The sequence below is a fragment of the Actinocrinis sp. genome (assembly GCF_035650855.1).
Classification (GTDB): Bacteria; Actinomycetota; Actinomycetes; order Streptomycetales; family Catenulisporaceae; genus Actinocrinis.
In genome coordinates, this window is sequence record NZ_DASRGV010000371.1 from 1 (window position 1) to 13,333 (window position 13,333).

Here is a 13,333-nt window from a genome sequence, read left to right on the forward strand (position 1 = left end):
ATCCGGACGTCAACCCGGACCCGGAGACCCAGGAGCGGTTCAAGGAGATAGGGCTGGCCTACGAGGTCCTGTCCGACCCGCAGAAGCGTCAGGTCTACGACCTCGGCGGCGATCCGACCCGCAGCTCGTCCTCGGCCGGCGCGCCGGGCGGCGGCTTCGGCGCCGGCTTCGCGTTCAGCGACATCATGGACGCGTTCTTCGGCGGCGGGGCCTCGCGCGGTCCGCGCTCCCGGGTGCGCCGCGGCCAAGACGCGCTGATCCGGGTCGAGATCGACCTGACCGAGGCGGCCTTCGGTGCGCAGCGCGATATCCAGGTGGACACCGCGGTGGTCTGCCCGACCTGCGCCGGAGACGGCGCCGCGCCGGGAACCTCGCCGGTCACCTGCGACATGTGCCGCGGCCGCGGCGAGGTCTCGCAGGTCACGCGGTCGTTCCTGGGCCAGGTGATGACCTCTCGGCCGTGCCCGCAGTGTCAGGGCTACGGCACGGTCGTCCCCACGCCGTGTGTCGAGTGCGCAGGCGACGGCCGGGTACGCACCCGCCGGACTCTTACCGTGAAGATCCCGCCGGGCGTGGACAACGGCACCCGCATTCAGCTGGCGGGGGAGGGCGAGGTCGGTCCCGGCGCGGGCCCGGCCGGCGACCTGTACATCGAGATCGTCGAGGAGCCGCACCCGATCTTCCAGCGGCGCGGCGACGATCTGCACTGCACGGTCACCATGCCGATGACCGCCGCGTCCCTCGGCACCAAGATCCCGCTGGAGACCCTGGACGGCTCGGTGGAGCTGGACATCCGTCCCGGCACCCAGTCCGGCCAGTCGATCACGTTGCGCAGCCGCGGCATCCAACATCTGCGCGGCACCAGCCGGGGCGACCTGGTGGTGCACGTGGAGGTGCAGACCCCGAAGAACCTCGACCCGGAGCAGGAGGAGCTGATGCGCAAGCTCGCCCGGCTGCGCGGCGAGGAGCGCCCGGCCGGCACCTTCGCCCCAGGCAAGCAGGGCCTCTTCTCCCGGATCAAGGACGCGATCAACAACGGGTGACGGCTGGCCACGGACTACTGCCTACTGCTATGACGACAGCTCACATATGACAACTGTGCCCGTGTTCCGCGTCGAGGCGGAGAAGATGTCCGGACCGGCGATCCGGCTGGACGGTCCCGAGGGACGGCACGCCGCGCTGGTGCGCAGAATGCGGCCCGGCGAACGGCTCGACCTGACCGACGGCGCGGGACGGCTCGCCGAGTGCGTCGTGCGCTCGGTCGGCGGCTCCGGCGACCCGGCGCTGGAACTCGACGTGCTCGAACACCGGTCGGTGCCGAGGCCGAGCCCGTCCATCACGGTGGTGCAGGCGCTGGCGAAGGGCGATCGCGGCGAGCTGGCGGTCGAGATGATGACCGAGATCGGCGTGGACGTGATCGTGCCCTGGTCGGCCTCCCGGTCGATCGTGCAGTGGCGCGCCGACCGCGGCGAGAAGGCCCTGGCCAAGTGGCGGTCGACCGCGGCCGAGGCGGCCAAGCAGTCGCGGCGGTCGTGGTGGCCGCAGATCACCGAACCGGCGACGACGGCGCAGGTCGCCCGGTTGCTCGACAAGGCGGCCGCGGCCGCGGTGCTGCACGAGGACGCGGCCGGCTCGCTCGCCGACCTGACGGTCGGTCAGGAAGGCGACATCGTCCTGGTCGTCGGCCCCGAGGGCGGGATTTCGCCCGACGAACTACGCGCGTTCGCCGAAGCTGGCGCGGTCGCGTACCGCATGGGACCGACCGTCCTACGCACTTCCACCGCTGGTACCGCAGCCGCCGCCGTGCTGCTCGCGCGCTCCGGCCGCTGGTCGCCAAGCGGCCGGTAACGCGTCACGTCCCGACTAGAGGCAGAACTTGTCGGTGAACGTGTCGGTCTCGGTGTCCGGAAAGAAGACGTGCGCCAGGCCCTGAGTACAGGTACCGGCCGTCGGAACGAACGGAGCGGACCAGAAGTCCGGGCCGGCGGTGCCGTTCACGAAGGTCCGCGCGCCCACGATCGCGTCGTGGGTGAGGTCGAACACCGCCATGCCGAGGTCGTAGTGCTGCTTCTGCTCGCGGAACTGGAGCCACGGGTACGCGTATCCGTACACGCTGTGGCACTTCGGCGAGTAGAACTGCTTCACCGAGAACGCGATCATGCCGTGCCAGTGCGCGTACGAAGTGGTGCCGACCTGAAATGCGTCCGGGCAGGGGATCGGCACCAGCTCCGGCTTCGTGGGGGTCGACTTCGGCGTGGGCGTAGACGTCGGGGCCGGGTTCGAGGTGACGGCAGACGCCGCGGCTGAGGCGCTCGGCGTCGCGGTCGCGGCGGGCAGCGCGACCTTGAATGTGCTGGCTTCGGAGGTCGGCTTGGCCAGCGCGAGCGGCACCGCGGCGAGCGCGGCGGTGAGCAGTGCGGTGGCGACGACGTGTGCGGCGAGGCGGTCCATTGAAGCTTTCCCTGCTTGTGCGTGGGATCCGGGAGAAGTACCCGTTGTGATCACGTGGTGGCGATCCGGAACGGTACACAGTGGGAGACCAACGAGAAGGCCTAGGATCGGTCCGACTGAACGGAATCGACTCGTTCGTGCGAACGATGATCACCGGTTCGAGCGAATCGTGACCTGCGGCTACAACCCCGGAGAGCGGTATGACAAGCACGGAAACGGCCTACGACGACAACTGCCTGTTCTGCCGGATCGCGGCCGGGCAGATCCCCGCGACGATCGTCCGGGACAGCGCCGACTTCCTCTCCTTCCGCGACATCAATCCGCAGGCCCCGACGCACGTGCTGGTGATCCCCAAGGCGCACGGCTACCGCGACGCCGGCGAACTGGCCGCGAAGAACCCGGAACTGGCCGGCCGGCTGATCGCCGAGGGAGCCGAGGTCGCCCGGCTGGAGGGACTGGCCGATCACGCGGACATTCCCGGGTACCGCCTGGTCCTGAACACCGACGATGCCGCCGGACAGACGGTGTACCACGTCCATCTGCACGTCCTCGGCGGAGACGCGTTGGGGCACTTCGGGTCGGCGGCGCACTAGTTTCCGGCGCGCCGCTCGCCGGAAACGCGGCCTTAGCGCCGCGTTGACCAGTGCTTTGCCCTGAGGGCGGTTGAAATAATTTACGGGGAGCGAGACGTTTGTGCTCGATATCATGGAACCGTCCCCGTCAGCGTCGATCGAAGGAATGATTCGAAGGCCCCCGCGGCCCGCCTATGACTGAGCAGCCGAACAGGTCCCGTACCTCTTCCTCCACCTCTCGCGCGCGCACCCGCAAGGGCTCGCCCACCGCCCCCGCGCAGGCCGCCTCGTCGATCGTCTCGCCCTCGAGCGAGCCCGAGGCCGCCGTGCCCGCGCAGACCAAGATCACCATCCCGGCGGCGCATCCGATGGTGGCCGTCCTGGGCACCGGCGACAGCATCCTGCGGGTCATCGAGGAGCAGCTGCCCGGACTCGACCTGCACGCGCGCGGCAACGAGATCACCGCGACCGGACCGCGCGAGGACGTCGAGCTCGCCGAGCAGCTGTTCGCCGAGATGCTGCTGGTGCTGCGCACCGGCGCGCCGCTGACCGAGGACGCTGTCCAGCGCTCCATCGCCATCCTGCGGTCCGCCCGCAACGGCGAGTCCGGCGAGCGGCCCGCCGAGGTGCTGACTCAGAACATCCTGTCCAACCGCGGCCGCACCATCCGGCCGAAGACCGTGAACCAGAAGCGGTACGTCGACGCGATCGACAAGCACACGATCGTCTTCGGCATCGGCCCAGCGGGCACCGGCAAGACCTACCTGGCGATGGCCAAGGCCGTGCAGGCGCTCCAGGCCAAGGACGTCAATCGGATCATCCTCACGCGTCCCGCGGTCGAGGCCGGCGAGCGGCTCGGCTTCCTGCCCGGAACGCTGTACGAGAAGATCGACCCCTACCTGCGCCCGCTCTACGACGCGCTGCACGACATGATCGACCCCGACTCGATCCCGCGCCTGATGGCCGCCGGCACCATCGAGGTCGCCCCGCTCGCTTACATGCGGGGAAGGACCTTGAACGACGCCTTCATCATCCTGGACGAGGCGCAGAACACCTCGGCCGAGCAGATGAAGATGTTCCTGACCCGCCTCGGCTTCGGCTCCAAGGTGGTCGTCACCGGCGACGTCACACAGGTGGACCTGCCCGGCGGCACCGAGTCCGGGCTGCGCGTGGTGCAGCACATCCTGGAGGGCGTGGACGACATCCACTTCGCCCGGCTGACGAGCACCGACGTGGTGCGGCACCGGCTGGTCGGGGAGATCGTGGACGCCTACGGGCGTTACGACGCGGCCAGGCAGGAGCGCGAGCAGGGCGGGGTCGCGCCGATGAACCGGGCGCAGCGCCGCGCCGCCCCCCGGGCCCGCGCGGTGGGATGATTCCCGCCATGTCGATCGATATCAACAACGAGTCGGGCGTGGCCGTGGACGAGGCGGCCATCGTCGCGCTCGCCCGGCACGTCCTCGACCAGATGGGCATCCACCCGCTGGCCGAGCTGTCCATCCTGCTGGTCGACACCGCCGCGATGGAGCAGCTGCACATCCAGTGGATGGACGAGCCGGGACCGACCGACGTGCTGTCCTTCCCGATGGACGAGCTGCGTCCGTCGCGGGCCGAGGACGACAACGAGCCGACGCCGGGGCTGCTCGGCGACGTGGTGCTGTGCCCCGAGGTGGCGGCCAAGCAGGGCGAGGCGGCCGGCCACTCGATGGAGGACGAGCTGCACCTGCTCACCACGCACGGCATCCTGCACCTGCTCGGCTACGACCACGCCGAGCCGGACGAGAAGGCCGAGATGTTCGGGCTCCAGCAGGAACTTCTCGACCGCTGGCGCAAGCACCCCTCCGATGAGCGTCCCGGACGCTGAGCCGTGACCGCGACCATAGCGTGGCTTCTTGTCGGCGCGGTCGTGTCGGTGCTGATCGCGGGGCTGGCGGCCGGGGTCGAGGCCGCGCTGGCGCGCATCTCCCGAGTACGCGCGGCCGAACTGCTCGAGCGCGGCGAGCCCGGGGCGGCTCGGCTGGTCCGGCTGACCGAGGACTTGCCGCGGTACGTCAACCTGGTGCTGCTTATCCGCGTCGTCGGCGAGATGGCCGCGGCGGTGATGGTCACCATGGTGTGCGCGCATCGCTGGGGCTTGACCGTCGGCACCGGCGCGCTGTCGGTCGCGATCATGGCCGTCGTCTCGTACGTGGTCGTCGGGGTCAGCCCGCGCACCCTCGGCCGCCAGCACGCCCCGCAGATCGCCGTGGCCGGCGCCGCCGTGCTGCTGCCGCTCGGCCGCATTCTCGGACCTCTTCCGCGCGCGCTGATCGTGCTCGGCAACGCGTTGACCCCCGGCAAGGGCTTCCGCGAGGGACCGTTCGCCACCGAGGCCGAACTGCGCGCGCTGGTCGACATCGCCGAGCAGAACAGCGAGATCGAGGCCGCCGAGCGGCGCATGGTGCACTCGGTCTTCGAGCTCGGCGACACGCTGGTCAAGGAGGTCATGGTCCCGCGCACGGACATGCTCTTCATCGAGCGCGGCAAGACCCTGCGACAGGCGCTGAACCTGGCGCTGCGCAGCGGGTTCTCCCGGATCCCGGTCACCGGCCAGAACGCGGACGACGTGGTCGGCATCGTGTATCTCAAGGATCTGGCGCGGCGGATGTACGAGGGCTCGGCGGCCTCCGACCCGCTGTCCGATCCGGTCGAGACGGTCATGCGCCCGGCCAGCTTCGTGCCGGACTCCAAGCACGCCGACGAACTGCTGCGGGACATGCAGGCCCAGCGCATCCACCTGGCGGTCGTGATCGACGAGTACGGCGGCACGGCCGGCCTGGTCACCATCGAGGACATCCTGGAGGAGATCGTCGGGGAGATCGCCGACGAGTACGACCAGGGCAAGCCGCAGGTCGAGTGGCTCGCCAAGCCGGGCGACCTGAGCGGCGGCGCACGGGTGTCCGCGCGGCTCGGCTTGGACGAACTCGGCGAGCTGTTCCATCGCGACCTTGAGGACGAGGACGTCGAGACGGTCGGCGGACTGCTCGGCAAGCGCCTCGGCAAGGTACCGATCCCGGGCGCGACGGTACGCATCGACGGACTCACCATCACCGCCGAGTCCACCGAGGGCCGCAGGCGCAGGATCGGGACCGTGCTGGTGCGGGCGGTGCCGGATGAGGATGACGAGGGCGGCGAGCAGTCGCGCGGATCCGACTCGCGAGGTCTCGAGTCTCGCGGTCCTGAGTCACGCGGTCCTGAGTCACGCGGTCCTGAGTCACGCGGTTCTGAGTCACGCAGCCTCGAGTCGCAGAGCCCCGACTCGCGCGAGCAGGAGCCCCGCAACCCGAACCGCAACGGTTCGCGTCCGGTCGACGACTTCGATCCGGTCGACGCCGATCCCGACGATTGAACTCACTGGACTAGAGGAACCGATGACCGCCGAGCAGGCCGCCGCAGCGCCGGAACTCGACCCCGAGGACGCGAAGATCATCACCCTGGCCCGCTCCGCGCGGGCCCGGAACCGCACGCCGGAGGGCGCCGCCGTGCGTGACGCCACCGGTCGCACCTACGCGGCGGTGACCGTGGCGCTGCCCTCGCTCAAGCTCTCCGCGCTCGAAGCTGCCGTCGCGACGGCGGTCTCCTCGGGGGCCGACCGGCTGGAAGCGGCCGCGGTCGTGTCCGAGGCGGCCGAGCTCGCCGAGGCCGACATCGCCGCCGCCCGCGACCTCAATGTCGGCGCCGTCTTCCTCGCGGCCCCGGACGGAACCGTGGTTACCCGTCGATAGGCAGGTCGCAGAATCGTGACAGTTCTGCACGAAAGTGCGCAGCGGCGCGCGCCACGGCACCTTAGCGTTGGGCTTGTCGTACGGTGGCACGGTGAGCGGTAACGGTTCAGACCGGTACTACGGCAGCGGTGGCGGCGGCGCCCAGTGGCCTGAGTTCGACCCGGAACAGGTCACTCAGGACGCTCCGGCGCGCGATCCGCTGGCCCCCTCGACCTCGACTTACGGACGCGGCGGCAAGAGCGTCAAGCCGAGGCCGCCGCGTACCGGCGGCTCCGCCCGCGCGGGCGGCCGGCGCTGGGGGCGCATCGCCGTGTTCACGGTTCTCGCGCTCGTCCTGCTGTTCGTCGGCACCGGGATCGGCACCTGGTTCTGGGCCTCCGGCAAGGTGACCAAGGTCGCCGCGCTGTCCGACTACGACGGCAGGCCGGCGCAGGGCGCGGGCACGAACTGGCTGGTCGTCGGCTCCGACAGCCGCTCGAACCTGACCCAGGCTCAGAAGAACGAGCTGCACGTCGGCTCGGACCAGGGCCAGCGGACCGACACGATCCTGCTGCTGCACTACGGCTCCAGCGGCACCGACCTGATCTCGATCCCGCGCGACTCGTACGTCACCATCCCGGCGTACACGGACTCCTCCGGCAAGGCGCACAGCGCGCGGAAGAACAAGATCAACGCCGCCTACGACCTCGGCGGCGCGCCGCTGCTGACCAAGACCGTCGAGATGGCCACCGGTGTACGCATCGACCACTACATGGAGATCGGCTTCCTCGGCGTCGTGAACGTCGTCGACGCGGTCGGCGGCGTGCACCTCTGCCTCGACGCGCCGGTGAAGGACAGCCACTCGGGCGCGGACCTGCCGGCCGGCTGCCAGAACCTGAACGGCACGCAGTCGCTCGCGCTGATCCGCACCCGCTACTCGCTGGCCAACTCCGACATCAGCCGGATGGCGAACCAGCAGAAATTCGTGGCCGCGCTGGCCAAATCCGCGATGCGGCCCGGCGTCGAGCTCAACCCGTTCACCCTGTACCCGTTCCTGAACTCGGCGCTCGGCGCGATCGCGGTGGACGACGGCTCGGGCCTTTCCGACCTGGTGAGTATGGCCAGGAAGGTGGGGCCGATCACCGGCGGGAAGGGCAACGTCGGCACCGTCCCGATCAAGAACGAGGGCTACCAGGTCTCGGGCCTCGGCTCGACGGTGCTGTGGGACTCGACGCGGGCACAGCAGCTGTTCGGCGCGGTGAATCAGGACACGGCGATCCCCGCCGGGCTGCTGAACCGGATCGGCTGACGCCGGCTGGACCGACCGGCGACCGGCGGTGGCCCTGCCGTCCTCAGCCGCGGATGGCCGAGACCAGCGAGATCACCGCGAGCACCGCCATGATCACGGCCGCGACCCGGGTGATCCAGGTCAGCGAGATGAACCGCAGCAGCGCCTGGCCGCCCAGGATCGCCAGCGCGGCGACTGCCCACAGCGCCACCAGGGCGCCGATGCCGACCGGCAGCCAGTCGTACTTGGCGGCGAGGTTCGCGGTGACGATCTGGGTCAGGTCGCCGAACTCCGCGATCGTGATGACGGTGAAGCTGGTCAGCATCGCGCGCCAGGTGCCGTTGCCCGGCTTCGCGTCGCGCGCCGCCTCCTCGGCCTCGCTCTCGGCCTGCGCCTCGTCCTCGCGCCCGTGCCGGAAAATCAGGAACGCGCCGAGCAGGAACAGCGCGGCGACGATCGCCTCAAGGGTGCGATGCGGCAGCAGGGAGAGCAGCTCCCCGGCGGCCAGCGCGATGGCGACTTGCACCGCGAACCCGCCCGCCGCGCCGACGAACACGTCCAGGGCGCGGTACTTGGTCGCCAGCACGAGGCTGGCCAAAGCGGTCTTGTCGGGCAGTTCGGCGAGGAAGACGATGCCGAAGGTGGTGGCTATGACGGCGGCGTTCACTGGGCGCTGTTCATCGCTCGATGTTCACTGATCGGTCCACGGGCCTCGACGCTGTCCTCCGGTCGGCGTTGCGGCGACCAGTCTAATCGCCGTAGAAGGCCTTCTTGAGCGCGATCATGCCGATGACGACGCCGGTCACCACGAAGCCGACGATGACGCCCACCGGGAACGGCGCGTGCTCCTGGTCGGCGAGGAACGCGGTGATCAGCCCGATCCCGAAGGCGGGCAGCACGGTGGAGCGGGTCAGGAGGCGCGGACGCTTGGGGTCTTCCGCGGCGGACTTGGTCGCCATGGGCTGAGCGTAGGGCAGCGCGGGCCGGGCGGGGAAGAGAGCGGAGGCAGGCGGGGCGAAGCGCGCCGTCCCCGGAAAAGCACATCGCCGCATCGGTGCGGCGATGCGGCGATGTTTATTCAATTCAGCGCTCCGGACCGGCCCGGCTCAGGGGCCGAGCGGTTCGGGGCCTGGGCTCCTGGGCGCGCCGTGCGCGGCCCCCGGAGTCCACCCTCGATTACGAGAGTGGCCGAGATCACTAGATTTGTCAACTCGCGCAACAAAACTCGCCGGAGTGTGTCAGATCACCCTGCTCAGCCCCCCGCTGAGCGGACTCTCAGCTTTGTAAGCTACGTTGGCGTAACTTACGCGAACGTAGGTTTCGCGCGCAGTTCCGACCACACGTCCGTCCCCGGCCTCCCAGGAGCCAGCCGTGCCCCTTTCGACCGACTCCCGCCCCGCCACCGACCCGGCGGACCAGTCCGCCCTGCTGTTCGAGCTCGAACCCGTCGTCGAGGCGAACCTCAACCGCCACCTCTCGGTGGCCAAGGAGTGGTTCCCGCACGCCTACGTCCCGTGGAGCGAGGGCCGGGACTTCGACGGGCCGCTCGGCGGCACGCCGTGGGAGCCGGGCCAGTCGAAGCTCGACGAGACCGCGCGCACCTCGCTGATCCTCAACCTGCTGACCGAGGACAACCTGCCGAGCTACCACCACGAGATCGCGCAGCTGTTCGGCCGGGACGGCGCCTGGGGCTCGTGGGTGCACCGCTGGACCGCCGAGGAGGGCAGGCACGGCACGGCGATCCGCGACTACCTGCTGACCACCCGCGCGGTCGACCCGATCGCCCTGGAGCGGGCCCGCATGACGCACATGTCGACCGGCTACGACTCCCCGTACTCGCAGCAGCTCGTCAACTCGGTCGCGTACGTGTCGTTCCAGGAGCTGGCGACCCGCATCTCGCACCGCAACACCGGCGGCTACAGCGGCGAACCGCTGTGCGAGCAACTGCTCACCCGGATCGCCGCGGACGAGAACCTGCACATGATCTTCTACCGCAACCTGCTGGCCGCGGCCTTCGACGTGGCCCCGGACCTGACCATGGAGGCGGTGCTCGACGTGGTCAAGCGGTTCCAGATGCCCGGCGCGACCGTGGAGAACTACACCCGCAAGTCGGTCGAGATCGCGCTGGCCGGGATCTACAACCTGCGTATCCACCGCGACGAGGTGCTGATCCCGGTGCTGCGGAACGTGAAGGCGTTGGAGCGCACCGACCTTGGCCCGGAGGGCGAGCGCGCCCGCGAGGAACTGGCCGGGATCCTCGACGCGCTCGACGTCGCCGCCCGCCGCTTCGAGGAGAAGCGGGACGCTCGCCTGGCCCGCCGGGCCGAGCGGGGCGCGTGATCCGCTGAGTCCGTGCGGCGTCGTCGTCATTGTGCGATGACGCCGCCATTACACGTGATGAGCTGCGAACTAAATACTCGTATCAGTATTCACTCGTGAAGCCGTAGCGAGCGTGACCTCCACTCTTCTGGGCCGTTTCGCGGAGCAGGCGGCACCTTTTCCTTCGCCGCTTTCTCCTCTACTGATCAGAAGAGGTCCTCCATGTACGACATGGCCAAGCGCAGCCTGGCCTTCACGGTCGCGACGGGCGGGCTGCTGCTGACCGGGACGGGCTACGCCCCGGCCGAGGCGGCCGTCGGCTTCGGCGCCCTGCCCGGTCCGGCTCAGGCCCAGGGGGCCGCGGCCAACCAGGCGTCCCCGTCCAGTGTCAGCACTCCCATCAGCGTCCGTGGACCCGAGGCCGCACAGCCGAAGGCTCCGCAGGATGTCCACGTCCTGAAGCCGGCGGCGCCGCAGTTGCCGTCGAGTTCGGGCTCCGGCGCGGGCGCCTCGGCGACCAGCACGGTGCGGGACTCCAAGGGCATCCTGTCCGGCAACACGGTACAGATTCCGATCGACCTCGGTCTGAATCTGTGCACCAACCAGGTCGCCGCGGTCGCGGCCGGCAACCACGTGGCGCCCAGCGCCTGTGGCGGCTCGAACGCGGCCGGCGGGTCGAAGAGCGGTTCGTCGGCGACGGCGAGCACCAGCCACTCCGGCGGCATCCTGTCCGGCAACACCATCCAGGCGCCGATCAACGCGCCGCTGGAGGTCTGCGGGAACCAGGCGGTCGCCATCGGCCTGAAGAACACCGTGCACGGCACCACCTGCCCGGCTCCGGGCTCCGGTGAGGGCGCGGGCAGCACCGGCGGCGGCGCCAAGGCGACGGCGGTGACCGACCACTCGGGCGGCATCCTGTCCGGCAACATCATCCAGGCGCCGGTCAACGTGCCGATCAACGCGTGTGGCAACCAGGCCAACGTGATCGCGGCCAAGGACAAGGTCACCGGGAGCGACTGCTCCACGAACCCGTCCGGTTCCGACACCTACGGCGGTTCGAGCGCGACCGCGGTCGTGACGCATTCTGGTGGCCTCGGCTCGGGCAACGTGGTGCAGACCCCGATCAACGTGCCGATCAACGCCTGTGGCAACCAGGCGAACGTGATCGGGCTGGCCAACAAGGACGCCGGCTCGACCTGCGTCAACGAGGCCGGCACCTCGACCGCTACCAGCTTCATCGCGAACTCGGGCGGCATCGCCTCCGGCAACTCGGCGCAGGTGCCGATCAACGTGCCGATCAACGCGTGTGGCAACCAGGTCAACGTGATCGGCGCCGAGAACAAGCTCCACGGCTCCGAGTGCTTCATCCCGGGCCCGCCGAGCGCGACCAGCACCAGCATCATCACGCACTCGGGCGGCGCCCTGTCGGGCAATGGTGTCAATGTGCCGATCAACGTGCCGCTGAACGTGTGTGGCAACCAGGTGGACGTCATCGGCCTTGAGAACAAGACCGGTGAGACGGTCTGCAACCAGGGCCACCCGCACCCGACGCCGTCTCCGAGCGGTACCCCGTCGAGCTCGCCGAGCTCGTCGCCGTCGGGCACCCCGTCCGGCACGCCCAGCGGCACCCCTAGCGGCACGCCGTCGAACTCGCCGTCGACTTCGGCCTCGTCCTCGCCGAGCAACTCGCCGTCGACTTCGGCCTCCTCCTCGCCGAGCAACTCGCCGACGTCGACCACGCCGGGCACGCCGAGCACCCCGTCGAAGCCGTCGCACCCGCACGGTGGTTCGCTGGCCGGGACGGGCACCGAGGAAGGCGCCGTGGTCGCCCTGGCCGGTGCCGCGCTGCTCGCCGGCGTCGGCCTGCGCGCCGCCTCCAAGCGCGGCCGCCGGTCGCACTGAACCCGGCGCCGCGGCGTACGGTCATGAGATGACCGAATAACTGAATAAGAGGGCAGATCCCAACTCTTCGGGATCTGCCCTCTGTTTTCCCGGCAAACCGGTAGGATCAGTCGATCCGAGACGGAAGGAGCGGGCGGTGTCCGAGGGGTTCGACGTCTACGACCCGGGCAGTGGATACGAGCTCTACGACGCCTCGTCGGCGGCGGGCGCCCCGCGGTCCTGGACCCGGTTCCTCGGCGGGCTCGGCGAAGCGCTGATCACGCTCGGGCTGGTGATCGCCCTGTACGCCGTATACGAGCTCTGGTGGAGCAACATCACCGCGGGCGAGCAGACCCGCCGCAATTCCGCCGCCCTGCTGCGCACCTGGGCCGCCCCCGCGCCTGCCGCAGCCGAGCCCAGCGACGCGATCGCGATCGGGCAGAGCTTCGGCTTCCTGTACATCCCGGCCTTTGGCGCCGACTGGCGCGCGCTGATCATGCAGTCGGTGGACCGGACCAGGGTGCTGAACACCGGGGCGGTCGGACACTACACGCAGCCGCCCTCGGCGCTTCCCTGGGACGCCTCGGGCAATTTCGCGATCGCCGGGCACCGGGACGGCCACGGCATGGTCTTCCGCGATCTGGACCAGCTCGCCGCGGGGGACCGGGTGTACGTGCAGACCGCTTACGGCTGGTTCGTCTACCAGTTGGACCGCGAGGCTTCTTCCGTGCCGATCAACGACGTCGGCGCGGTGGAGCCGATCCCGGTCGGCTCCGGATTCACCAAGCCCGGCCGGTACATCACGCTCACCACGTGCACGCCGATCTACATCGACTCGAACCGCATGGTGTGGTGGGGCCATCTGGTCGAGCAGACGCCGAAGGGCCGGGTTCCGGCCGGGGTGACTCCGATCTCGTAGGTGCGATAAGTACGGGCGATGACATAACGCGCAAATCGCCGCGGCGATGGTTCGGATTTCGTCACGGTTAGAGCGCGGGCCGGATATCGCGCGCGCGCAGGCCGTAACCTCTCCTCGCAGTTGTGCTCGTGCTGCCCGGCACCGGCACAGCGCAGCCTTT

Annotated in this window: 14 protein-coding genes; 11 read left to right on the plus strand and 3 right to left on the minus strand. The window is 69.8% G+C overall.

Annotated elements, in window-relative coordinates; genetic code table 11:
* Both dnaJ and VFB40_RS26110 read left to right on the plus strand, forming a co-directional pair.
* On the plus strand, nucleotides 1-1,043 hold a 1,043-nt coding region (gene dnaJ / locus VFB40_RS26105), incomplete at its 5' end, for a molecular chaperone DnaJ (protein ID WP_324855235.1).
* A 46-nt stretch (nucleotides 1,044-1,089) separates the two neighbouring features.
* Nucleotides 1,090-1,848 (plus strand): 16S rRNA (uracil(1498)-N(3))-methyltransferase, encoded by a 759-nt coding sequence (locus tag VFB40_RS26110; protein ID WP_324855237.1) that lies wholly within the window; start codon nucleotides 1,090-1,092, stop codon nucleotides 1,846-1,848.
* Between the two features lie 15 nt (nucleotides 1,849-1,863).
* Here the strand turns inward: VFB40_RS26110 and VFB40_RS26115 are convergent, their stop codons facing one another.
* Nucleotides 1,864-2,451, minus strand: coding sequence for a hypothetical protein (locus tag VFB40_RS26115; protein ID WP_324855239.1), 588 nt, complete (start codon nucleotides 2,449-2,451; stop codon nucleotides 1,864-1,866).
* A gap of 200 nt (nucleotides 2,452-2,651) precedes the next feature.
* On the opposite strand from VFB40_RS26115, the gene VFB40_RS26120 reads away from it, so the two are divergent.
* From VFB40_RS26120 to VFB40_RS26145, 6 genes are all read left to right on the plus strand, one after another.
* The gene (locus tag VFB40_RS26120; protein ID WP_324855241.1) at nucleotides 2,652-3,044 is read left to right on the plus strand and encodes a histidine triad nucleotide-binding protein; all 393 of its coding nucleotides are present in this window, start codon (nucleotides 2,652-2,654) and stop codon (nucleotides 3,042-3,044) included.
* Between the two features lie 173 nt (nucleotides 3,045-3,217).
* A complete protein-coding gene (locus tag VFB40_RS26125; protein ID WP_324855243.1) occupies nucleotides 3,218-4,399 on the plus strand; it encodes a PhoH family protein in 1,182 nt (393 codons plus the stop codon).
* A gap of 8 nt (nucleotides 4,400-4,407) precedes the next feature.
* The gene (ybeY, locus tag VFB40_RS26130) at nucleotides 4,408-4,887 is read left to right on the plus strand and encodes an rRNA maturation RNase YbeY (protein ID WP_324838304.1); all 480 of its coding nucleotides are present in this window, start codon (nucleotides 4,408-4,410) and stop codon (nucleotides 4,885-4,887) included.
* Nucleotides 4,888-4,890: 3 nt separating this feature from the next.
* Nucleotides 4,891-6,411: a hemolysin family protein gene (locus VFB40_RS26135; protein WP_324855245.1), complete on the plus strand. Its 1,521-nt coding sequence runs from the start codon at nucleotides 4,891-4,893 to the stop codon at nucleotides 6,409-6,411.
* Between the two features lie 22 nt (nucleotides 6,412-6,433).
* Nucleotides 6,434-6,787 carry a cytidine deaminase-like protein gene (locus VFB40_RS26140; RefSeq protein WP_324855247.1) on the plus strand — a complete coding sequence of 118 codons (354 nt, stop codon included), beginning with the start codon at nucleotides 6,434-6,436 and terminating at the stop codon, nucleotides 6,785-6,787.
* A gap of 91 nt (nucleotides 6,788-6,878) precedes the next feature.
* Nucleotides 6,879-8,075, plus strand: a complete 1,197-nt coding sequence (locus VFB40_RS26145) for an LCP family protein (RefSeq protein ID WP_324855249.1) — start codon at nucleotides 6,879-6,881, stop codon at nucleotides 8,073-8,075.
* Between the two features lie 43 nt (nucleotides 8,076-8,118).
* On the opposite strand, the gene VFB40_RS26150 is transcribed toward VFB40_RS26145, so the two are convergent.
* Together VFB40_RS26150 and VFB40_RS26155 are read right to left on the minus strand one after the other, a co-directional pair.
* Nucleotides 8,119-8,721, minus strand: a complete 603-nt coding sequence (locus VFB40_RS26150; RefSeq protein ID WP_324855251.1) for a TMEM165/GDT1 family protein — start codon at nucleotides 8,719-8,721, stop codon at nucleotides 8,119-8,121.
* 82 nt (nucleotides 8,722-8,803) lie between these two features.
* Nucleotides 8,804-9,013 (minus strand): hypothetical protein, encoded by a 210-nt coding sequence (locus tag VFB40_RS26155; RefSeq protein ID WP_324855252.1) that lies wholly within the window; start codon nucleotides 9,011-9,013, stop codon nucleotides 8,804-8,806.
* A gap of 412 nt (nucleotides 9,014-9,425) precedes the next feature.
* Here VFB40_RS26155 and VFB40_RS26160 point away from each other — a divergent pair, with 412 nt between their 5' ends.
* The 3 genes from VFB40_RS26160 to VFB40_RS26175 all read left to right on the plus strand — a co-directional run bounded on the left by VFB40_RS26160 (nucleotide 9,426) and on the right by VFB40_RS26175 (nucleotide 13,173).
* Nucleotides 9,426-10,394, plus strand: coding sequence for an acyl-ACP desaturase (locus VFB40_RS26160; RefSeq protein ID WP_324855254.1), 969 nt, complete (start codon nucleotides 9,426-9,428; stop codon nucleotides 10,392-10,394).
* 210 nt (nucleotides 10,395-10,604) lie between these two features.
* Nucleotides 10,605-12,275, plus strand: coding sequence for a chaplin family protein (locus tag VFB40_RS26165; RefSeq protein ID WP_349261638.1), 1,671 nt, complete (start codon nucleotides 10,605-10,607; stop codon nucleotides 12,273-12,275).
* Between the two features lie 136 nt (nucleotides 12,276-12,411).
* Nucleotides 12,412-13,173 carry a class E sortase gene (locus VFB40_RS26175; protein WP_324855256.1) on the plus strand — a complete coding sequence of 254 codons (762 nt, stop codon included), beginning with the start codon at nucleotides 12,412-12,414 and terminating at the stop codon, nucleotides 13,171-13,173.
* Nucleotides 13,174-13,333 lie beyond the last annotated feature (160 nt).

Excerpts from the sequence above, each read along its gene's own strand:
- VFB40_RS26110 (WP_324855237.1), top strand. The coding sequence starts at position 1,090 with ATGACAACTGTGCCCGTGTTCCGCGTCGAGGCGGAGAAGATGTCCGGA.
- VFB40_RS26115 (WP_324855239.1), bottom strand. The coding sequence starts at position 2,451 with ATGGACCGCCTCGCCGCACACGTCGTCGCCACCGCACTGCTCACCGCC.
- VFB40_RS26120 (WP_324855241.1), top strand. The coding sequence starts at position 2,652 with ATGACAAGCACGGAAACGGCCTACGACGACAACTGCCTGTTCTGCCGG.
- VFB40_RS26125 (WP_324855243.1), top strand. The coding sequence starts at position 3,218 with ATGACTGAGCAGCCGAACAGGTCCCGTACCTCTTCCTCCACCTCTCGC.
- ybeY (WP_324838304.1), top strand. The coding sequence starts at position 4,408 with ATGTCGATCGATATCAACAACGAGTCGGGCGTGGCCGTGGACGAGGCG.
- VFB40_RS26140 (WP_324855247.1), top strand. The coding sequence starts at position 6,434 with ATGACCGCCGAGCAGGCCGCCGCAGCGCCGGAACTCGACCCCGAGGAC.
- VFB40_RS26155 (WP_324855252.1), bottom strand. The coding sequence starts at position 9,013 with ATGGCGACCAAGTCCGCCGCGGAAGACCCCAAGCGTCCGCGCCTCCTG.
- VFB40_RS26165 (WP_349261638.1), top strand. The coding sequence starts at position 10,605 with ATGGCCAAGCGCAGCCTGGCCTTCACGGTCGCGACGGGCGGGCTGCTG.